The sequence below is a fragment of the Pseudophaeobacter sp. TrK17 genome (genome assembly GCF_042192375.1).
GTDB lineage: Bacteria > Pseudomonadota > Alphaproteobacteria > Rhodobacterales > Rhodobacteraceae > Pseudophaeobacter.
Genome location: NZ_CP071700.1, coordinates 2,383,615 through 2,404,327, shown reverse-complemented (window position 1 = coordinate 2,404,327; position 20,713 = coordinate 2,383,615). Strand labels below are relative to the sequence as shown.

The 20,713-nt window shown below is 59.5% G+C and carries 21 protein-coding genes; 11 read left to right on the top strand and 10 right to left on the bottom strand.

The window, feature by feature from the left end; translation table 11 throughout:
* Window positions 1–104 precede the first annotated feature (104 nt).
* The gene (locus JZI28_RS11270) at window positions 105–860 is read right to left on the bottom strand and encodes a 3-hydroxyacyl-CoA dehydrogenase (protein WP_353399947.1); all 756 of its coding nucleotides are present in this window, start codon (window positions 858–860) and stop codon (window positions 105–107) included.
* Window positions 861–922: 62 nt separating this feature from the next.
* On the bottom strand, window positions 923–1,870 hold the full coding sequence (locus JZI28_RS11265; protein WP_375697657.1) for a GNAT family N-acetyltransferase: 948 nt from the start codon (window positions 1,868–1,870) through the stop codon (window positions 923–925).
* 27 nt (window positions 1,871–1,897) lie between these two features.
* On the opposite strand from JZI28_RS11265, the gene JZI28_RS11260 reads away from it, so the two are divergent.
* Window positions 1,898–2,053 carry a hypothetical protein gene (locus JZI28_RS11260; RefSeq protein WP_353399952.1) on the top strand — a complete coding sequence of 52 codons (156 nt, stop codon included), beginning with the start codon at window positions 1,898–1,900 and terminating at the stop codon, window positions 2,051–2,053.
* 241 nt (window positions 2,054–2,294) lie between these two features.
* Here the strand turns inward: JZI28_RS11260 and tyrS are convergent, their stop codons facing one another.
* Window positions 2,295–3,551 (bottom strand): tyrosine--tRNA ligase, encoded by a 1,257-nt coding sequence (gene tyrS, locus JZI28_RS11255; RefSeq protein WP_375697656.1) that lies wholly within the window; start codon window positions 3,549–3,551, stop codon window positions 2,295–2,297.
* Between the two features lie 197 nt (window positions 3,552–3,748).
* On the opposite strand from tyrS, the gene JZI28_RS11250 reads away from it, so the two are divergent.
* Complete coding sequence (locus JZI28_RS11250; protein ID WP_375697655.1) at window positions 3,749–4,861, top strand: anhydro-N-acetylmuramic acid kinase; 1,113 nt, start codon at window positions 3,749–3,751, stop codon at window positions 4,859–4,861.
* Between the two features lie 461 nt (window positions 4,862–5,322).
* Here the strand turns inward: JZI28_RS11250 and JZI28_RS11245 are convergent, their stop codons facing one another.
* Entirely contained in the window at window positions 5,323–5,742 is a 420-nt protein-coding gene (locus tag JZI28_RS11245; RefSeq protein WP_375700094.1) for a cupin domain-containing protein, read from the bottom strand.
* 53 nt (window positions 5,743–5,795) lie between these two features.
* Here JZI28_RS11245 and JZI28_RS11240 point away from each other — a divergent pair, with 53 nt between their 5' ends.
* Window positions 5,796–7,214 carry a YdiU family protein gene (locus JZI28_RS11240; RefSeq protein ID WP_375697654.1) on the top strand — a complete coding sequence of 473 codons (1,419 nt, stop codon included), beginning with the start codon at window positions 5,796–5,798 and terminating at the stop codon, window positions 7,212–7,214.
* A gap of 403 nt (window positions 7,215–7,617) precedes the next feature.
* Here JZI28_RS11240 and JZI28_RS11235 read toward each other — a convergent pair whose 3' ends face one another.
* Window positions 7,618–8,943, bottom strand: coding sequence for a DEAD/DEAH box helicase (locus tag JZI28_RS11235; protein WP_375697653.1), 1,326 nt, complete (start codon window positions 8,941–8,943; stop codon window positions 7,618–7,620).
* A gap of 360 nt (window positions 8,944–9,303) precedes the next feature.
* Between JZI28_RS11235 and JZI28_RS11230 the strand changes: the two genes are divergently transcribed.
* The 3 genes from JZI28_RS11230 (at window position 9,304) to eno (ending at window position 12,358) form a co-directional block, all read left to right on the top strand.
* Complete coding sequence (locus tag JZI28_RS11230; RefSeq protein WP_348151097.1) at window positions 9,304–9,723, top strand: Fur family transcriptional regulator; 420 nt, start codon at window positions 9,304–9,306, stop codon at window positions 9,721–9,723.
* A gap of 237 nt (window positions 9,724–9,960) precedes the next feature.
* Window positions 9,961–10,899: a DMT family transporter gene (locus JZI28_RS11225; RefSeq protein ID WP_375697652.1), complete on the top strand. Its 939-nt coding sequence runs from the start codon at window positions 9,961–9,963 to the stop codon at window positions 10,897–10,899.
* Between the two features lie 181 nt (window positions 10,900–11,080).
* Window positions 11,081–12,358, top strand: a complete 1,278-nt coding sequence (gene eno / locus JZI28_RS11220; RefSeq protein WP_297341458.1) for a phosphopyruvate hydratase — start codon at window positions 11,081–11,083, stop codon at window positions 12,356–12,358.
* 104 nt (window positions 12,359–12,462) lie between these two features.
* Here the strand turns inward: eno and JZI28_RS11215 are convergent, their stop codons facing one another.
* The 4 genes from JZI28_RS11215 to mazG all read right to left on the bottom strand — a co-directional run bounded on the left by JZI28_RS11215 (window position 12,463) and on the right by mazG (window position 15,362).
* Complete coding sequence (locus JZI28_RS11215) at window positions 12,463–12,726, bottom strand: DUF2798 domain-containing protein (RefSeq protein ID WP_295454478.1); 264 nt, start codon at window positions 12,724–12,726, stop codon at window positions 12,463–12,465.
* Between the two features lie 291 nt (window positions 12,727–13,017).
* Window positions 13,018–13,467 (bottom strand): GNAT family N-acetyltransferase, encoded by a 450-nt coding sequence (locus JZI28_RS11210; protein WP_375697651.1) that lies wholly within the window; start codon window positions 13,465–13,467, stop codon window positions 13,018–13,020.
* The gene (locus JZI28_RS11205; RefSeq protein ID WP_375697650.1) at window positions 13,464–14,405 is read right to left on the bottom strand and encodes a nucleoside hydrolase; all 942 of its coding nucleotides are present in this window, start codon (window positions 14,403–14,405) and stop codon (window positions 13,464–13,466) included. Before JZI28_RS11205 ends, JZI28_RS11210 begins: the two co-directional genes overlap by 4 nt.
* 111 nt (window positions 14,406–14,516) lie before the next feature.
* Window positions 14,517–15,362, bottom strand: coding sequence for a nucleoside triphosphate pyrophosphohydrolase (gene mazG, locus JZI28_RS11200; RefSeq protein WP_375697649.1), 846 nt, complete (start codon window positions 15,360–15,362; stop codon window positions 14,517–14,519).
* A 63-nt stretch (window positions 15,363–15,425) separates the two neighbouring features.
* Between mazG and JZI28_RS11195 the strand changes: the two genes are divergently transcribed.
* The 4 genes from JZI28_RS11195 (at window position 15,426) to JZI28_RS11180 (ending at window position 19,181) form a co-directional block, all read left to right on the top strand.
* Window positions 15,426–16,601, top strand: a complete 1,176-nt coding sequence (locus tag JZI28_RS11195) for a M20 aminoacylase family protein (RefSeq protein WP_295454485.1) — start codon at window positions 15,426–15,428, stop codon at window positions 16,599–16,601.
* A 189-nt stretch (window positions 16,602–16,790) separates the two neighbouring features.
* Entirely contained in the window at window positions 16,791–17,759 is a 969-nt protein-coding gene (speB, locus tag JZI28_RS11190; RefSeq protein WP_375697647.1) for an agmatinase, read from the top strand.
* Window positions 17,752–18,699, top strand: coding sequence for an agmatinase (speB, locus tag JZI28_RS11185; protein ID WP_295454489.1), 948 nt, complete (start codon window positions 17,752–17,754; stop codon window positions 18,697–18,699). Before speB (JZI28_RS11190) ends, speB (JZI28_RS11185) begins: the two co-directional genes overlap by 8 nt.
* Window positions 18,700–18,758: 59 nt before the next feature.
* Window positions 18,759–19,181, top strand: a complete 423-nt coding sequence (locus JZI28_RS11180; RefSeq protein ID WP_375697645.1) for a DUF1499 domain-containing protein — start codon at window positions 18,759–18,761, stop codon at window positions 19,179–19,181.
* 66 nt (window positions 19,182–19,247) lie between these two features.
* Here JZI28_RS11180 and JZI28_RS11175 read toward each other — a convergent pair whose 3' ends face one another.
* Complete coding sequence (locus tag JZI28_RS11175; protein ID WP_375697644.1) at window positions 19,248–19,568, bottom strand: hypothetical protein; 321 nt, start codon at window positions 19,566–19,568, stop codon at window positions 19,248–19,250.
* A gap of 73 nt (window positions 19,569–19,641) precedes the next feature.
* On the opposite strand from JZI28_RS11175, the gene prfA reads away from it, so the two are divergent.
* Entirely contained in the window at window positions 19,642–20,697 is a 1,056-nt protein-coding gene (gene prfA / locus JZI28_RS11170; RefSeq protein WP_295454494.1) for a peptide chain release factor 1, read from the top strand.
* Window positions 20,698–20,713: the final 16 nt, after the last annotated feature.

Here is a 20,713-nt window from a genome sequence, read left to right as displayed (position 1 = left end):
TTGATTAACGGGAAGTCTTAACTTTAAGCATATCCCTTAATTTGGGACGTGGGCGCGGCGGTTTTGCCGCGCCTCTTCTTTTTTCTGGGTGTTAAAGCTGGCGATCAGCGCATCCGCAAGGCGCCGTCGATGCGAATGACTTCGCCGTTGAGATAGCCCATTTCGGTGATGAACCCGGCCAGGCGGCCGTATTCTGCCGGATCGCCCAGTCGCACCGGGTTTGGCACATCTGCTGCCAGTTGCTGTTGCACCTCTTCTGGAAGCCCCGCCAGCATTGGCGTCATAAAGATGCCTGGCGCAATGGTCATTACCCGAATACCGGTAGAGGCCAAATCGCGTGCCATCGGCAGGCACATGCCAACAACGCCGCCTTTGGAGGCGGCATAGGCCGCCTGACCTTTTTGGCCATCATAGGCCGCAATGGAGGCGGTATTGATGATCACACCGCGGGCACCATCGGATTCGGGGGTGTTTTTGGCAATTTCAACTGCGGCGAGGCGGGCCACATTAAAGGTGCCAACCAGGTTAATGTCGATGGTGCGCTTGTATGCATCCAGGGGGTGGGCGCCGTCGCGGCCGATGGTTTTAATGCCATAGGCAATACCGGCACAGTTCACACAGGCGGAAATACGCCCCATTTTCTCAACCGCAAAGGCAATGGCTGCGCTGACCGAGTCCTCATCGGTGACATCGGTTTGAACAAAATGCCCGCCGATCTCTGCGGCGACCTTGGGACCGCGCTCTGCGTCGCGATCCAGAATGGTGACTTGAGCGCCGTTTTCGGCAAAATGGCGTGCTGTGGCCTCTCCGAGGCCGGAGGCGCCGCCGGTAATGATGGCGCAGGTCTGTGCGAGTTTCATAAAACAGGGTCCTTCAAGTATCTGAACATCTGTTCAATAACTATCACATGCAGCCGTTCTGTCTAGCGCGACGTGGCGCTCATCAGTCTGCTGTCCCAGCTGGCCAGGGGCGAGAGCAATCGCCCCATCGGCAGCCACAGCGCCCAGGTGCCGCCCAGTTGCGACAGGCGGGCTCCGGTGCCCAGTTTGAACCTGGCAAGACCGGGTGCTTCTTCGGTATTGATCAGGCCAAGGTCCAGTTGCTGGCAGCCTTGGGCGGCGAGCCAGCTCATTGCCTCCCACATCAGCAGATTGTGGGCGGAGAGCGCTTTCCCGGCCGGGGTGGTATGGGCAATGTGATAGGTCGCGCCGCGCCCATGGCGCAGGATAAGGATGGCGGCAACTGCTTCGCTGCCACTGAAGGCTTGAAACAGATTTGCCTTGCCTTTGTTTTCTTGCGCATAGGCGAGCGTTAGTGCGATGGGCCAGCTGCGATAGCCACGCTGCTGCTGTTGCACCTGATCTGCGGCCAAGAGCCAATGGCGTGCATCCAGCGGCATGTTCTGGCGGCTGACCTTCAGCCCGTTCGACTGGGCGCGAGTCAGGCGATTGCGCCATTTCTGGTGCAGGGCGGCTTTGCGTTGCGCGGCGGTGTTTCCCAGGTCAAGCTGGGCAACACAGGCCGGGCTGACAAGCGGCAGGGCGCCAATCTGTGCAAGTTCGGGGAAGGGGTGTTCGGGAGACAGGATCACCGGAGTTTTGCCAAGACCATTGGCCCGTAGGGCTGCGGGCAATTGGCTGGGCTGGGGGAGCATCGCGCGATTGATCATGGCGAGCCGCAGTCCCGAGGCAAAGTGGCGCGTGGTGACGAGGCTGTTGTGTAGCTCTGGCAGAACAACGGGGGCCTGTCCCAGGGCTTTCAGGGCCCGTGCAAATTCTGCAGACTGCGCCAAAGCCGTGAGGCCGGCGCTGCCGCAATCTTGCGGCGGTAGGGAGACAGAGGGAGAGGCAGATACATGGAAGTCCAGCATAGGACCATTTACCAATCAGAAACCTAAATGATGGTTAATGAGGGGATGAAAAAGCAAACCCCTGTTCTGGGCCAGATCGCGCCAAATCCAAAGTTGACCCTGTCGGCAGCCTTTGCTGTGGCAAGTGTTTTGTCGATCCCGGTCTTCTTGCTGTTGAGCCTGATGGAGTGGTGGTTCTTTTAGGGGGCTGAGTTGACTGGACGGTTGTACCGGGCCAGTTTCAACGGGCGGGTATAAATCAGGTTTTTTTCGTGAGGCTCTGCCTCACACTCCGAGGTATTTCTGGAAAGATGAAAAGAGGTCGGCTGGGAGTGGGCTGCGCCATGGCGTCTTTGGGATGGCCCGGGCTGGGCGCGGGCCTTAAAGGGGCGGGCCGGTGGTAAAGGGGCCGCTGAGCCCCTTTGAGTGTTTATGAACCCGCTGATCAGTCTGCCAGTTGCACCAGGGCGTGGCGCTTTTTGCCGGCGCTGAGCTTGATGGGGCTGGACAGCGCCGCGGCGTCGATCATCAGGCCGGCGTCGCTGAGCGGTTTGTCGTCCAGTTTGGCGCCATTTTCACTGATCAGTCGTTTGGCGTCTTTGCCCGATTTTGCCAGGCCGGATTTGACAATCAGCTGAACGATGGAGATGCCATCGCCAAGCTCTGCCCCGGTCAGGGTCAAGGTTGGCAGATCATCACCGACGCCGCCCTTTTCAAAGACGTCTCGGGCGGTGGCCTCGGCGGTGGCCGCGGCGTCGGCGCCGTGCAGCAGTTTGGTCACCTCATTGGCAAGGATGACTTTGGCGGCGTTCACCTCAGACCCTGCCAGGGCGCCGAGGCGTTCACATTCATCCACCGGCAGTTCGGTGTAGAGTTTAAGGAAGCGGCCCACGTCGGCATCGGTGGTGTTGCGCCAGAACTGCCAGAACTCATAAGGAGAGCGCATTTCTGCGTTGAGCCAGACAGCGCCGTCCTGGCTTTTGCCCATCTTTTTGCCGTCTGAGGTGGTCAGCAGCGGCGTGGTCAGCCCGTAGATGGAATTGTCCAGTACTCGGCGGGTCAGATCGATACCATTGACGATATTGCCCCATTGATCCGATCCGCCCATCTGCAGAATGCAGCCGTAGCGGCGGTTCAGCTCCAGGAAGTCATAGGCCTGCAGGATCATGTAGTTGAATTCGAGGAAGGACAGTGACTGTTCTCGGTCCAGCCGCGATTTGACCGATTCAAAGGCCAACATGCGGTTGACCGAGAAATGGCGGCCAATGTCGCGCAGGAACTCAAGGTAGTTGAGCCCGTCCAGCCATTCGGCATTGTTCAGCATCAGCGCCTTGTTGGGCGCGTCACTGTCGTAGTCGATATAGGCCGAGAACACCTTTTTGATGCCGGCGATATTGTCGTCGATCTGGGCGTCATTCAGCAGCGGGCGCTCATCTGCGCGAAACGAAGGGTCGCCCACCTTGGTGGTGCCGCCGCCCATCAGGGTGATCGGCTGGTGGCCGGTTTTCTGGAACCAGCGCAGCATCATGATCTGGATCAGCGAGCCCACATGCAAGGATTTTGCTGTAGCGTCAAAACCGATATAGGCAGGCTTAACACCCTGCATCAGGGCCTCATCAAGGCCTTGATAATCGGTGCAATCAGCAAGGAACCCGCGTTCCATCATGACAGCGACAAAGTCCGATTTTGGGTGATAGGTCATAACATGCCTCGGTGTTTGGTTTGCGACGTGCTGTATAAGGCGCAAATTGTCCACATGGAACCTGTTTTGCCGACAAAATTTCAGCTGCGCGCTAAGGCAGTTCCCTGTGCCAGAGCAGACTGCTATGCAGGGGCAAAGGCTCCGGGCGATTGCCGCGGGTATCGGGGCGCCTTTGGCACAATGAGATGAGACGGTAGATGAGAAAAGCAATCGCCAAAACCGGCGTGGTACGGGCCCTGGGCGCGATGAGTGGCACCTCGCTGGATGGGGTGGATGTTGCGGTGGTTGAGACAGATGGCCTAACAATTGCGGGCTTTGGCCCCAGTGGCTACCAGGCTTACTCGGATGTCGAGAGAGGGGTGCTGCGCGCAGGTCTTGGACATTGGCTCGGCGCCGAGGTTGAGGCAGCCGCCGAGGTGGTTGAGGCCAAGCATATTGCGGCGCTTGGCGGGTTTGAAGATATCGATCTGATTGGGTTTCATGGCCAGACATTGGCCCATGCCCCGCGCCAGCAAGGCACCCTGCAGGTCGGCAACGGCGCGGCTCTGGCCGAGGCGTTGGACCTGCCGGTTGTGTGGGACTTTCGCAGCGATGATGTTTCCATGGGCGGCGAAGGCGCGCCGCTGGCGCCGTTTTTCCACTTTGCCTGCGCCAAATATATCAAGGCCACCGGCCCGATTTGTTTCCTGAACCTCGGCGGGGTTGGCAATCTTACCTATGTGGATCCGCGTTTGGACAGTCCGGAAGCTTCCGGTGCGCTTTTGGCCTTTGATACCGGGCCGGCCAATGCGCCGATCAATGACCTGTTGCAGGCACGGCTGGGGCTGGCGTTTGACAAGGACGGGGGCGTCGCCAGCAGCGGAGAGGTTGAGACCGGCGCGCTGGAGCTGTTTCTGGCTGAGCCCTATTTTTCCCGTATGCCGCCCAAGTCACTGGACCGGAATGATTTTGCGGAGATGATTGATCTGGTGACAGAGCTGAGTGACGCAGACGCCACCGCCACTCTGACGGCCATGTGCGCGGCCTCGGTGGCGCAGGGGATGGAACACTGCCCGGAGCCGCCTGCGGTGGTTCTGGTGACTGGCGGTGGGCGGCACAATCCGGTGCTGATGCAGATGTTGGCGGTCTCATTGGACTGTCCTGTCAAACCGGTTGAGGCGGTCGGGCTGGATGGTGACATGCTGGAGGCCCAGGCTTTTGGCTTTCTGGCGGTGCGGGTGGCCCGTGGCCTGGCGACCTCCTGTCCGGGCACCACAGGTGTGCGGGCCTGCGTCGGCGGCGGGGTGATCAGTGTGCCGGGAACTGACTAGGGGTACGGGCTATGACGCCCATTTCAATGGTTGCGCTAATGGTTCTGGCTAATGGTTCCGGAAGGTCAGAATCCGCGTGGTCTGCGCGTAACACGCGCCTGCCTTGAGTGCAGGTCGTGGGGACAAAGCGGTGCAGAGTCTGCATGACGGGGATCAAAACATCTGCGGGCTCGGCCAGAGTGAGGTCGTGCTGAAAACAGTTTGCCTGTCGTTTGCCATCCTGTGCCGGGATGGCCTCCAATTGATGGTTGCCGAGGGCAATTACCCGGTCCCGATGCCAGGGGAGACCCCGATCTGATGCCATGGGACACCCCAATTTGACCCTGACGGGTTAAAGGAGAGGAAGCGAACGGGCCGCATTTTTGGCCAATAGGGATTACCCTATTGTTGCAGGATGAACGTGCGACTGCCTGACACAGGGCTGCGCGCTTGCTCCGGCGGTCCCTTGGGCGCAACTGGCGTTATTTTTTTGGGATATCAAAGCCAGGTGCGGCCAGCTCAAAACCCTCAAACTGGAAACCCGGCGACACGGTGCAGCTGATCAGAGTGTAGTCGCCAGTGCTGCGGGCGGCCTGCCAGTGGCCTTCGGGGACGATGATTTGGGGCTGCCCTACAGTGAGATCCGGGGTGAGCAGATGTTCTGCGGCGGGGCCCGCGTCGGTTGCGGAGAGCGACAGGATTAGCGGCGCTCCGGAATGGTAGAGCCAGATTTCACTGGCATCGACCCGGTGCCAGTGGCTTGCTTCATCGCCACGAAGCAGGAAATAGATGCAGGTACCGCTGGGGCGGCCCTCATTTTCGGCCACCCAGGTTTGACGATACCAACCGCCTTCGGGGTGGCGGGAAAGTTGCAGTTTTGTAATGATTTCATCCGCAGTCATCGTGGCAGCACCTTCACACTGGTATTCTTGTATCTGAGACATATCTTGAGGTCATGGTTTTGCACATCCCCTTTGAAAATACATATGCCCAGCTGGGGCCCGGCTTCTATAGCAGGCAGCAGCCCACGCCAGTGGCCGCACCGCAGCTGATTGCTTTTAACCAGACCCTGGCTGACCTGTTGCAGGTTCAGGCCGACGATCTTGCTCAGATGGCTGAGGTCTTTGCCGGCAATCAAATGCCAGCAGGGGCGGATCCCCTGGCGCAGGCCTATGCAGGCCACCAGTTTGGCAATTTCAACCCTCAGCTTGGGGATGGTCGTGCGGTGCTGCTGGGCGAAGTGGTTGGCGCGGAGGGCAGGCGCTATGATCTGCAACTCAAAGGCGCGGGGCGTACACCCTTTTCCCGTCAGGGGGATGGCCGGGCCTGGTTGGGGCCGGTGCTGCGCGAATATGTGGTCTCGGAGGCGATGCATGCCTTGGGCATTCCCACTACCCGCGCCTTGGCGGCTGTCGCCACAGGTGAGACCGTGTGGCGCGAAGGCGGGATGCCCGGCGCGGTACTGACACGCGTTGCCGCCAGCCATTTGCGGGTGGGGACCTTTCAGTTCTTTGCAGCGCGGGGGGAGACCACAGCGCTGCGGCAGCTGACGGAGTATACCATCAAGCGCCATTATCCGCAGGCCGAGGGGCCGCTGGGGCTTTTGCGCGCGGTGCGGGATGCCCAGGCCGAGCTGATTGCCGCCTGGATGTCGGTTGGCTTTATTCACGGGGTGATGAACACCGACAACTGCAGCATTTCAGGTGAGACCATCGACTATGGCCCCTGTGCCTTCATGGATACCTACCGGGCCGAGCAAGTGTTTTCCTCGATCGACCGGGGGGGGCGCTACGCCTATGCCAACCAGCCAAGTATCGCAGTCTGGAACCTGGCACAGCTGGCCACCGCCCTGATCCAGCAACTGGACGACCCGCAAGAGGCGGTGGAAGAGGCCACAGCGATTATTCACGCCATGCCCTCCTTGATCGAAGTCGCGTGGCTGCGCTTGTTCCGGCGCAAAATTGGTCTTGAGACCGTAGCGCCGCAGGATCTGGAACTGATTTCGGACCTGTTGCAGCTGATGGAAGAAGGCCAAGCGGATTTTACCAATACCTTCCGTGCTTTGGCTGAGGGAACCGCGGCAGATCACTTTCGTGATCCCAAGGCGTTTGCCCCTTGGCAGGCCCGCTGGATGCAGCGGCGGGAACAGGAACAAGATCCGCAGGCCATAATGCGGGCCAGTAACCCGGTCTATATCCCGCGCAATCACCGGATCGAAGAAATGATCACTGCTGCGGTGGCAGGGGACTTTACCCTGTTTGAGCGCTTGGGGACAGTGCTGCAGCAGCCATTCACAGAGCAATCAGGGGCAGAGGATCTGCGCGGGCCTCCCGAAGCGCATGAGGTGGTCACAGCCACCTTTTGCGGCACCTGATAGCAGCTGCGCCACCTCGCTTAGGGGCCTTGCTGGGCAGAGGTCAAAGTTCAGGCCAAGGTAGTTCTCCCGCCCGTCGTCGAGCTTATGAATAAGCTCTCCTCCCGTTGGGGGTGGCGCCGTGCCAAAGGCACGGCGCCACCCCCAACTGCTCCTGTTGCATCTTGATGCAATGGGAGTGGGCGGGAGCATTTGGAGTCCGGGGACTTGCGCGGACCTCGCGCTTGCATAAACCGCGCGCTGACATCAAAGGGGCGGAGAAGGGCTCACCATTGCGGGTGCAGATTGCTGTCAAAAAGAAATGGCGCCCTGCGGGAAGCAGAGCGCCATTGGCGATATGAAATTGGCTGTGCAGGGCCCGTCTGGGCTTTCGCAACCTGAACTGACCGCAGGATGAGGCTTCTTAGCGGGCCTGACGGCGTCGGTTACCTGCACCACCACCTGCGCTTGCGCCGGACCCGTTGGCGGCCCCACCGGGTTTACCGCCGCCCTGGGACTGGCCGCGACCACCACCGCCACGGCGACGGTTGCCGCCGGGCTTGCCGCCTGGTTTGCCACCGGGACGGCCACCACGCGCGGGGCTGGCGCCGGGAACTGGCTCCCATGGGCTGCCGGAGGCGGTTGGAATGGTGATTTTCATCACCTTCTGGATCGCTTTCAGCTCTTCCATCTCATCGGGGGCACAGAAAGCAACGGCCTGGCCGTCCTTGCCAGCGCGCGCTGTCCGGCCGATCCGGTGCACATAGGCATCCGCTACATTGGGCAGCTCGTAGTTGTAGACATATTTGACATCGGGGATGTCCAGGCCACGGGCCGCAACATCCGTTGCAACCAAGACCTTGATCTGGCCTGATTTAAAGGCTGCCAAGGCACGCTCGCGCTGGCCCTGGCTTTTGTTGCCATGGATGGCGGCTGCGGCAAAGCCGGATTTCTCCAGCACTTTCATCAGCTTTTCCATACCGTGCTTGGTGCGGCCAAAGACCAGCGTGCGCTCATCCTTGTGCTCGGTCAGCAATTCCTTGAGCAGGCTCAGCTTTTCCGCCTTGGCGATGAAATGCACCGATTGCGTCACCTTGGCTGCGGGCTTGCCCGGAGGGGAGACTTCGATGCGCACAGGACGGTTGAGATAGGAGTTGGCAATCTCGTTCATCTGCTTGGGCATGGTGGCCGAAAACAGCATGGTCTGGCGCTCTTCGGGCAGCAGGGCAGAAATTTTGCGGAGCGCATGGATAAAGCCGAGGTCCAGCATCTGGTCGGCCTCGTCCAGCACCAGGAAATCGCAGGAGCCAAGATCCAGCGCCTTGCGGTCCAGGATATCGAGCAGGCGGCCAGGGGTGGCCACCAGAATGTCGGTCCCGCGGGAGATCCTCTGGATCTGCGGGTTGATCGAAACACCGCCCACCACCAGGCCGATTTTCATCGGGGTGCCTTCGGTCAGGTCTTTCAGGGTGGCGGCAATCTGGTTGGCCAGTTCGCGGGTGGGCGCCAGCACCAGGCCGCGCACGGTATGGGCGGCAGGCTTGCGGCCATAGTCCAGCATGCGGGCGATCAAGGGCACGCCAAAGGCAGCAGTTTTACCGGTGCCGGTCTGGGCCAGACCCAGCACGTCTTCGCCGTTCAGGGCGTGGGGAATGGCGCGGGCCTGGATCGGGGTTGGCTCTTTCAGACCCATATCGGCCAGACGGGCCAGAACAAGATCGGGCAGGCCCATTGTCGAAAATTCAGTCACGTATCGTCCTTTCGCGGCTCAATGCCCATGGCACGAACCGTGTCGACCAGTCGCAGAATGCGCTGGCTTTTGGTGGGGCAAAGCCCTCAAACGGGCGCAGACGAATGCCTGGCCGCTGGGATTTGCAAGTGCCCCACGCGTGATTTTGGGAACCTTGGCACTTCACTAGACACCGGGTTTGTCGCACATATGTTGCGCGTCCGGGCTGTCTCTGCTCACGCGGCAGGGAAGGATGCCTTTGCATCACATGGGCGGTTATGTGGATAAAGTCAATGGCGCGTTCTGATGGAAATTGGTTTTCGTCGGCGCACGGATTGACTACATAGAGAACCCAGACCAGTGGACGGAAAGCAAAACGTGATGACAATTATCGCTCGATGTGAGGCCAAGGGCCTGCGGATGACCGGCCAGCGTCGGGTGATTGCCCGTGCTCTGCAGGACAGTGCCGACCACCCGGATGTCGAAGCGCTTTATGCCCGGGCCAGCGCGCTGGACAGCGGGATTTCTCTTGCCACAGTCTATCGCACTGTCAAACTGTTCGAGGAAGCCGGGATTCTGGACCGGTTGGAGTTTGGCGATGGCCGTGCCCGCTACGAGGATGCAGACCGGGAGCATCACGACCATCTGATTGATATCAATACCGGTGAAGTGATCGAATTCTGTGATCCCGACATCGAAGCGCTGCAGGAACGCATCGCGGCCAAACTGGGATATCAGCTCAAAGGTCACAAGCTGGAGCTCTATGGGGTGCCTCTGAAGAAAGCCGCACCCTCTGAGTGATCCTCAAGAAGGTGGGCCTTCAAGGGGAGACCTCAAGGGAAGCGGTATCGACCTGGCGGGACGTGATTTTCACTTAACCTATCAACGATTGTGAAGTCTAAACCCACAAACTGTTGTGTTTCATGTCGTAAATTGACTTGCGATGGGGCGGGTTGACCACCATTCCCTGACCAGGTGCTGCATTGGTCCGGTGACAAACGGCAGGCAAAGCAGCGCCCATTTTTCGGAGGGCCTGGCGTGAACAATCTAAACGGAATTCTCTTTATCATTGCGGCCATGGCCGCCTTCACCCTGGAAGATATGTTCATCAAGCGGCTATCGGGGGACGTTCCTGTGGGGCAGATCCTGATGTTGCTGGGCCTTGGTTCCGGCACGGTCTTTGCGGCGGCGGCTGTGTACCGGGGCGACAATCTTTTTGCGCCTGCGGCCTGGCGCGGGGCGGCAATCCTACGCACCCTCTCAGAGGCCGTGGGCGCCGTGGCCTTTGCCACTGCGCTGTCTTTGGTCGATATTTCCACGGTTGCTGCGGTGTTTCAGGCGCTGCCCCTGGTTATCACCATGGGGGCTGCGTTGTTCCTGGGGGAGCAGGTTGGCTGGCGGCGCTGGAGCGCGATCTGTGTGGGCTTTGTCGGGGTCTTGATGATTGTACGCCCTGGGCTGGCAGGATTTAACCCTTCGGTGATTCTGGTGCTGGTGGCGGTTCTGGCTATTGCTGCAAGGGATCTGCTGACCCGTATGGTCGATAGCTCTGTCTCGTCGGCGGTTGTCAGCTTTCAGGCCTTTGCCTCGGTGATCGTGGCCGGTGGGCTGTTGCTGGTCTCTACCGGCGCAGAGCCAACCGCGCTGGATGGGCGTGAGGTGGGGATGATGCTGGGGGGGATCGTCTTTGGCGTTGCCGGCTATTACGCCATCGTAACCGCAACCCGCATTGGGGATGCATCCGCCATCACGCCATTTCGCTACAGCAGGCTGTTGTTTTCCATACTGGTTGGGGTGCTGGTCTTTGGTGAGCGTCCTGATGCCATGACCCTGGGCGGGGCTGCGCTGATCATTGTTTCTGGTCTTTATACCTTTGTGCGGGAACGGCGCTTGGCTCGCGAACAGGTCCGGGAGCAGGCGCGCCTGCACCGTGCGGGCTCTGTGGTGTCAGCAACACCCGGATCAACCGGCGTCTAGTCCTCGCATCAGGCCAAAGTCTGCAGGCGCCAGAAACGACATCGATACCGGTGGCGCAAACAGAGATATGTTAGCCCTAACCTCGTGAAATAAACGCCGTTAGCGATAACGATCTCTGTTTACATTTGCCCCTTGGCTGCTATGACGCAGGCATCTTTTGTTGCAGTCAAGGACCGTCCAAATGAGCACAATTATCGACATTCACGCCCGCGAAATCCTCGACAGCCGGGGCAACCCCACGGTTGAGGTCGATGTGATCCTGGAAGACGGCACCATGGGCCGCGCCGCCGTGCCCTCGGGCGCCTCTACCGGTGCTCACGAGGCGGTGGAACGGCGCGACGGCGACAAGGACCGCTACCTTGGCAAAGGCGTGCTGGAAGCGGTTGCCGCCGTCAACGGTGAAATCGCCGAAGAACTGGTTGGCTTTGACGCCACCGAGCAGGTAGCGGTTGACGGGGCGATGATCGAGCTGGACGGGACGCCAAACAAGGCGCGTCTGGGGGCCAATGCGATCCTCGGTGTTTCCATGGCTGTGGCCAAGGCCGCCGCTGATTTCACCACCCAGCCGCTGTTTCGCTATGTGGGGGGCACCTCTGCCCGTGTTCTGCCGGTGCCGATGATGAACATCATCAATGGTGGGGAACATGCCGACAACCCCATCGACATTCAGGAATTCATGATCATGCCAGTGGCCGCGGACAATATCCGCGAGGCCGTGCGCATGGGCGCCGAGGTGTTCCACACCCTGAAGAAAGAGCTGTCCGCTGCGGGTCTGTCCACTGGAATCGGGGATGAGGGTGGCTTTGCCCCCAACATTGCTTCCACCCGTGAGGCGCTTGATTTTGTTCTGAAATCCATCGAAAAAGCAGGCTACCGCCCCGGCGAGGAAATCTATCTGGCGCTGGATTGCGCCGCCACTGAATACTATAAGGACGGCAAATACGTGTTGTCCGGTGAGGGCAAGGTTCTGTCCTCAGCCGAGAACGTCGACTATCTGGCGGCGCTGGTGAATGACTACCCGATCATCTCGATCGAGGATGGCATGGGCGAAGACGACTGGGACGGCTGGAAGGCCCTCACCGACGCCATCGGCGACAAGGTGCAGCTGGTTGGCGACGATCTTTTTGTCACCAACCCGGCGCGTCTGGCCGAAGGCATCCAGCGCGGTAGTGCCAACTCCATGCTGGTCAAAGTGAACCAGATCGGCACCCTGACCGAGACGCTGAAGGCTGTAGATATGGCCCACCGTGCGGGCTTCACCAATGTGATGTCCCACCGCTCGGGCGAGACCGAGGACGCCACCATTGCAGACCTCGCGGTTGCCACTAACTGTGGCCAGATCAAAACCGGCTCGCTGGCGCGTTCTGACCGGCTGGCGAAATACAACCAGCTGATCCGCATTGAGGAAGTGCTGGGCGAAGTTGCAGAATACGCAGGCCGCTCGATCCTGAAGGGGTGATTATTCTACGATCCGGCTAAAGCTTTCTGCATAGCTCGGCTGAGTTCAACGAAAATAGCCAAGCCCTGTGTCTCGTGACACAGGGCTTTTTAGTTGAGAAAGCTTCACGAAACTCGCCGCAGGTATTGGTGCGTTATGGCCGACATTTTGAATGCCAGGGGGCCGACGGCTAAGGATAAAACAAAGGCGATAGGCATTGCGGTCATGAATCGGTTCATCCAGAGCCCTATCCATCCAGAGGTAAAGTGCATTGGAAAGGCCGTGAAAATTCCGGTCATTAGGAGCGCCATCATAAAGGCGATAAAGAACTGCGCCAAAACTATGACGGACTTGGATTGGGGAGGCTGGGGTGATTGAAGTTGGCTCATGCTTGGCATTCCTGTTTTCTGTATAAAGCGGGATGCAACGGGATGGCCTTGGCGCAGTTCCGCAGCACCCCGAAGAGGGAGCTGCTGCGGGTTTGGGCCTATGGCCCAACTAACTCTGACATTGTTGGCCCTGTATAGACCCTATCAATGCAAGGGCTGGGATAACCGAACCAGCCACACGTTTTTCAGCCTGAGCTCGGTAACACTGGTCAAACGTCGGGATCAACATACAATTCGTTTATGATTACAAGCACTTCCTGAGGGATTCTGCTCTGACATATTTGCGCAGGGTCATAAGACCTTGGTCATCAACATGTATCTGTCACGGGGCTGGAACCGGGTGCGCTGGTACAGTCTCTGGGCCTGCTCATTCTCCCGGTCCACCTCCAGGTGCAACGCCTTGATCCCGGCCTTGGCCAGGGTCTTGGGCAGTTCGATCAGCACCTCAGAGGCGAGCCCCCGGCCGCGCACCGGCGGGCGGATATAGATCTCATCGACAAATCCATCCATGCCGCCAAACTCCACCGACCAGCCAAAGGTGACTACGATATAGCCGATGGGGGCACGGGTGGGGCCGATGATATAAACCGCACCATAGGGGATGCCCTCCAGCAGCGGTTCAATACCGGCACGGCGCTGTTCTGGGCTGGTGTCCAGGCCTTCTTCCACATGGAAGGCCTCCACCATGGTGAGCAGCTTTTCCAGATGCTCAGGGCGGGCCAGATGCAGGGCGGCGCTCACAACCGGCCCAGACGGTCAGTGATGAGGGTAAAGAACCCTTCGGCGTCCAGATCACCGATGAACAGCGCATTGGGCGGGCGCGTGGTGACGCCCCACCAGTCGGCGACGGTCATACCAAGAGTGAGCTCTGACTGGGTTTCAATCTCGACGTTGACCTGGCGGCCTGAGAACAGCGCGGGCTGGATCAGATAGGCAATCACGCAGGGGTCATGCAGCGGCCCACCGTCTGAGCCATATTTCTCCATGTCGAACCGTTCAAAGAAATCGAGCATTTCTGCAGTGAAAGACCCGGCACGATTACCCAGGGCCCGCAGCGCCTCAATACGGGGGCGGGTGGTCAGGGCCTTGTGGGTGACATCCAGTGGCATCATGGTGATTTGAATGCCGGATTTCAGCACGATGTCAGCAGCTTCCGGGTCGACATAGATGTTGAACTCAGCCGCTGGCGTGACATTGCCGACCTCAAAATAGGCGCCCCCCATCAGCACTACTTCTTGCACGCGCTCCATGATATCCGGCGCGGCCTGAAAGGCGGCGGCAATATTGCTGAGCGGTCCCAGCGGACAAAGCGTTACCGAGCCAGCCGGTTCACGTCTCAGGGTGTCGATGATGAACGCCACGCCATCCTGATCCTGCAGCGGCAGTGTTGGTTCAAACAGTTCGGGGCCATCCAGCCCTGTTTTGCCATGCACCTCTTCGGCGGTGACCAGGGGGCGCGACAGCGGCGCCGCACGACCGGCAAAGACCGGGACATCGGTGCGGCCTGCGACCTCGCAGATGATGCGGGCGTTTTTATGGGTCAGCGGCAGCGGCACATTGCCGGCAACGCAGGTAATTCCCAGCACATTAATGTCATCAGGGCTGGCCAGGGCCAGCAGCAGCGCGACGGCATCGTCCTGTCCGGGGTCGGTGTCGATTATTACTTTGCGGGCAGTCATATGCGGGGTCCTGTGGTAAAAGGTGAGCGTTGCAGTGGCGACTGGAAATGTCCAGCCGCGCGCAGGTGAGGCGCGCGGATTTTGATTGTTTTGGGAAAGATGACGCGGCGGTCAGTCTGACGTTTTCTCGTCAGCCTTTACGGCATCCCACAGCGCATCCATTTCCGCCAGGTCGCTGTCTTCGGGGCGTTTTCCCAGTAGGGCCAGTTTGGCCTCGACACCTTCAAAGCGGCGGATGAATTTGGCATTGGCTTTGCGCAGGGCTGCTTCGGGCTCGACACCCAGGTGGCGGCCAAGATTGGCCATGACAAACATCAGATCGCCAAATTCCTCTTCGACCTCCACCTGGCTCAACTCGGAGCGGGCCTCAGCCAGTTCGCCGCTTTCCTCGGCGATTTTGGCGATGACCTGGTCAACCGCGGGCCAGTCAAAGCCAACGCGGGCCGCGCGCTTTTGCAACTTGTAGGCCCGTAGCAGGGCCGGCAGCCCCACGGCGACACCGTCCAAAGTGCCGGTTTCCTGCTTGCCTGCCCGTTCGGCCGCCTTGATGGCCTCCCAGTCGGCAGTTTGTTGGTCTGCGCTTTTGTCGCGGGTTTCATTGCCAAAAACATGCGGGTGCCGCGAAACCATCTTGTTGGACATGGTGGTGACCACATCCTGGAAGGTAAAATGCCCGGCCTCAGTAGCCATTTGGGCGTGAAAGACGGATTGGAACAACAAATCGCCCAACTCGCCCTTCAGCTCATCCCAGGCCTGGCGTTCAATTGCGTCGGCGACCTCGTAGGCTTCCTCGATGGTATAGGGGGCGATGGAGGCAAAATCCTGCTCCAGATCCCAGGGGCAGCCGTGGCTGGGGTCGCGCAGGGCCTGCATGATTGCAAGCAGCCGCTCGATCCCAGCGGTTTTGTTTTGTATCAATGCCATGTCGAAAGGCGGTGGTGGCGGTGTTTCGGGCATTGCAGCCTCTCTTGTTCCTGTGTCAGATGCATCAATCCCGATCCTCGCACAGGAGTCCACCCCATGGCCGTCGTGAACCGCATTGCTGATTTTGCCCCCGAGATGAAGACCTGGCGTCAGCATCTGCATCAGATCCCCGAATTGGCGTTGGATCTGCCCAAGACAGCCGCCTATGTGGCGGAGCGTCTGCGCGAGATTGGCGTGGATGAGCTGCACGAAGGTATTGCCACCTCTGGCATGGTGGCCATCATCAATGGCCAGGGCAACACGGCGGGGCAGGGGCCGACAATTGGATTGCGCGCCGATATGGACGCGCTGCCCATCCCCGAAGAAACCGGCGTTGACTATGCTTCGCAGCATGCGGGCAACATGCATGCCTGTGGCCATGACGGTCATACAACCATGCTGCTGGGGGCGGCCAAATATCTGGCGGAGACGCGCAACTTCTCTGGCCGGGTGGCGTTGATTTTTCAACCCGCCGAAGAGGCCATTGGCGGCGCCCGGATCATGGTCGAGGAAGGCATCATGGAGCGCTTTGATATTGGCGAAGTCTATGCGCTGCACAATGCGCCGGGATTGCCTGTGGGCAGCTTTGTGACCACGCCCGGTGCGCTGATGGCGGCCGTGGATACGTTTCACATTCATATTCAAGGCGTTGGTGGCCATGGGGCGATGCCGCATGAGACCCGTGATCCGGTGATGGCGGCCTGTGGCATTGCCCAGGCGCTGCAAACCATCATCAGCCGCAACCATCACACGCTTGAGGATCTGGTGGTCTCGGTGACGCAAATTCACACCGGAACCGTGGACAATGTGATCCCGGATACGGCCTATATCAATGGCACGGTGCGCACTTTCAATCCGCAGGTGCAGGCCATGGTCATGCGCCGCATGGAGGAGATCGTTGCGGGGCAAGCGGCGAGCTATGGTGTGACAGCTGAATTGAACTATGAGGTCGGATATCCGGCGACCATCAATGACGCCGCCAAGGCGGGGTTTGCAGCCGAAGTCGCGGGCGAGGTATCAGGGCCAGAAAATGTCGAGGCTGATGGCGGCCGCGAAATGGGCGCAGAGGATTTCTCATATATGTTGAACGCGCGTCCCGGTGCCTATCTCTTCCTGGGCCAGGGCGAAAGCGCAGGCCTGCATCACCCGAAGTACAATTTCAACGACGATATCGCCCCAATTGGCGCCTCCTTCTTTGCACGTGTGGTGGAGCGGGCGCAGCCCCTGGGATAGGCGCAAGGCCGGTCCGCAGTCGGCTGGAGCCAGGCTTTGCGGCCGCCGGAGCAGGTGCTGAGGTGACAGGAGCTCTAAAAATGGCTATCCCGGCTTTGCAATATGATCAAAATTGACCGTTCTGGTCTTGGCGCCTCGGTTTCACTTGCTTGGCGCCGCCGGGGCGGGAAATGCAAAGGGGGTGGGTAAATGGCACTGGAAGATGCAAAAACACAGGTCGATCAGGCCTTCACGCGCGAGGAGCTGACCGGGCTTAGCTTTGAGAATACCTTTGGCGGGGCGCTGTCTTTTGCGCGTCGTCGCTATAGCAAAGACCTGAGTGTTGCGGATATCGCGGTAACCGGTGTGCCCTTTGATCAGGCCGTCACCAACCGCCCGGGCACCCGTTTAGGGCCACGGGCAATCCGCGAGGCGTCGGCATTGCAAAGCCCGGATGCCCCCTATGGCTGGGGCTATGATCCGCTGAGTGAACTGGCCATTGTCGACTATGGCGATCTGGCCTTTGACTATGCGAATGTGGCGGCTTTCCCGGATACGCTGCGCGATCACATGCGCGGTATTCTTGCGAGCGATACCGCCTCAGTGACGCTGGGGGGAGATCACTACATCAGTTTTCCGATCCTCAAGGCCTATGCCGAGAAATACGGCCCGATCTCGCTGTTGCAGTTTGATGCCCATACGGACACCTGGCCGGATGATGATTTTACCCGCGTCGATCATGGCACCATGTTCTACAAGGCGGTGAAATCAGGCATCGTTGATCCGGCCACCTCGGTGCAGGTGGGCATCCGCACCACCAACGAGGACAGTCTGGGGGTCAATATCATTGATGCGGCAACCGTGCATGAAATTGGCCCGGTTGAAACCGCGGCCCGGATCAAAACCATCCTCGGGGATCGGCCCTGTTACCTCAGCTTTGATATCGACGGCTTGGACCCTGCCTATGCACCGGGCACTGGCACCCCTGTCTGGGGCGGTCTTACCTCTGCGCAGGCGGCTCGCATCTTGCGCGAGATCGCCGGGATCAATATCAAAGGCGGTGACGTGGTGGAGGTCTCGCCTCCGTTTGACACCACCGGGGCGACTGCAATTGCCGGGGCCCATGTTGCAATGGAAATTATCTGCCTCCTGGGCTGGAATATGAGAGAAAATGGCTGAGTTTAATCAACCGATTAGTGGCAATGATCTGGCGCGGTTTTCCGGGCCAAGCACCTTTATGCGCCTGCCGCAGGCAACCTCGCTCGAAGGTTTGGACGTTGCCTTTCTGGGGGTGCCGATGGATATCGGAACCTCCTGGCGGTCCGGCACCCGTTTTGGCCCCAAACAAATTCGCAGCGAGAGCGCCATGCTGCGTCCCTATAACATGGCCACGGGGGCTGCACCCTTTGACAGCCTGAATGCGGGGGACATTGGCGATCTGGCGATCAATACCTTCTCGCTGAAAGAATCCCTGCGCATCATCGAGGAAAGCTATCAGGCGATCCTGTCGGGCAGTGTGATTCCGATGGCGATGGGCGGCGATCATTCGATCACCCTGCCAATTCTGCGGGCGATTGCCGCCAAATATGGTCCTGTCGCGCTGGTCCATGTGGATGCCCATGCGGATGTGAACGATGATATGTTTGGCGAACGCGAAACCCACGGCACGGTGTTTCGTCGTGCCTATGAGGAAGGCTTGATCGTCGCAGACAAGACCTACCAGATTGGCATTCGTGGCACCGGCTACGGCGCGAATGACTTCACCGAGGCACAGGGCTGGGGCTTTCAACAGTTTCCCGCCCAGGAGCTCTGGGGGCGGCAACTGCACAATATGGGTGCCGAGATCCGCCGCGATATTGGCGCCCGCCCGGTTTATATCACCTATGACATCGACAGTCTGGACCCAGCCTATGCGCCTGGAACCGGCACACCGGAAATCGGCGGCTTGACCACTCCGCAGGCGCTGGAGCTGATCCGCGCCATGAAGGGGTTGAACATCGTGGGCTGTGATCTGGTGGAGGTTTCGCCGCCCTATGACACCTCAGGCAATACAGCCCTGACTGCGGCTAATTTGCTTTACGAGATGATGTGCGTTCTTCCAGGGGTCAAGTCGCGCTAAGCTCTTCTCTGACGATCTCTCACTTTGGGGGTAGGCGCAAAGAAGAGGGCGGGGCGACCATGGGAAAGATAATGATGTTGATTTGGATTGTGCTGGCAGCTGCCGTGGTGGTTGTCGGCTTTATCCGATTGGCACCGGTTGATCCCTTTGATTGGAACACCCAGCCGGAACTGTCAGAGGACAAGGAGTTTCGGGGCGGCGTCTTTAAGGTTGTGCGCACCGGGCCTGAGGGCCTGCACGACTTTGACCGCATCGCTAGCGCAGCCCCGCGGACAAAACTTTTGACAGGATCTGTCGAAGAAGGGATGGCCACCTATGTGACCCGCACCAAGGTCATTGGATTTCCCGACTACACCACCGCCCGTCAGGACGGCGATTTGCTAAAGGTCTACGCGCGCTTGCGGTTTGGTCGCTCTGATCTTGGCGCCAATAAGTCACGCATTGATGGCTGGTTATCGCTGATGCCCAGAGCCCAGGACTAGCCCACCACGACAGCGACGCCAGGGGCCATGCAAACGATCATAGTGGGGCATGTCGCCAGTGCTGGATCAGAGATCAGGCAGCTGGGCCTGTGCCAGGGAATAGGACGTGGGTAAAGGCCTTTTCTGGTCAGGCTGCTGTAGTTTGGCTGACAGGCAATTGGCCTGCACTTCCCGCCACATCGGCACGTTGAGCGACATTTGGCACTGGGCCAGAAACTGCCGCCCATCGACATCCAGGCAGCGCATTTCACCCAGATCGACCCGCGCGCCGCTTTTGTCGGTGCAATAACAGTCGATCACCTTGCCACCGGGACCAACCACATCTGCCAGTCCCGGGCTTGTCGCCAGGATCAGTGCGAAAGTGATAAGGGCTCTGGCATGTTGCATGGAGCTAGCATATCACAGAAAAAACAGGCTGCCAAAGCGGCAGCACAGCACCCCGAATGAGAATGAGGCACGGATGATCCCCGAAGAGCGGCTAGAGCAGATTCTGCAACGGTTTCAGTATCTTGAAGCCGCAATGGCAGAGGGTGTCAGCGGTGCTGAGATCGCAGATCTGGCGCGTGAGTATTCCGAGATCAAACCGGTTGCAGAACAAATTACCGCCTATCGCCAGCTGCTGACAGATCTGGATGATGCTGAGGCCATGCTGTCAGACCCGGATATGAAGGAGCTGGCGGAGGATGAAATCCCCCAGCTCAAGGCGGCTCTGCCCGTTGCGGAGGAGGCCTTGCAACTGGCGCTCCTGCCCAAAGATGCCGCAGATGCGCGCCCTGCGATGCTGGAGATCCGTCCCGGCACCGGCGGCGATGAGGCGGCGCTTTTTGCGGGCGACCTGCTGCGCATGTATCAGCGCTATGCCGAGGCGCGCGGGTGGAAGTTCGAGATCATCGAAGAACAGGCCACCGAGCTGGGCGGGATCAAAGAGGTCGTGGCGCATATCAAGGGCGAAAACGTCTTTGCGCGGATGAAATATGAAAGCGGCGTGCACCGGGTGCAACGTGTCCCCGTGACCGAAAGCGGTGGTCGCATCCACACCTCTGCGGCGACGGTGGCTGTGCTGCCGGAAGCGCAGGAGGTCGATGTGCAGATCGACCCCGGCGATATCCGCATTGATACCATGCGGGCCTCTGGTGCCGGTGGGCAGCACGTCAACACCACCGATTCCGCCGTGCGCATCACCCATATTCCCACCGGGGTCATGGTGGTCAGCGCCGAAAAATCGCAGCACCGAAACCGCGAGATTGCCATGCAGGTGCTGCGGGCGCGGCTTTATGATCTGGAACGTCAGCGCATTGATGGCGAACGCTCTGCGGATCGCGCCAGCCAGGTGGGGTCGGGGGATCGCTCAGAACGGATCCGCACCTATAATTTCCCACAGGGACGCATGTCTGACCACCGCATCAACCTGACGCTTTATAAGCTGGATCAAATCCTGCAGGGCGACTTGGATGAAATCATCGACGCGCTTACCGCTGATAATCAGGCGCGTCTATTGGCTGAAATGGGACAGTGAATGAGCAGGCCAGTTC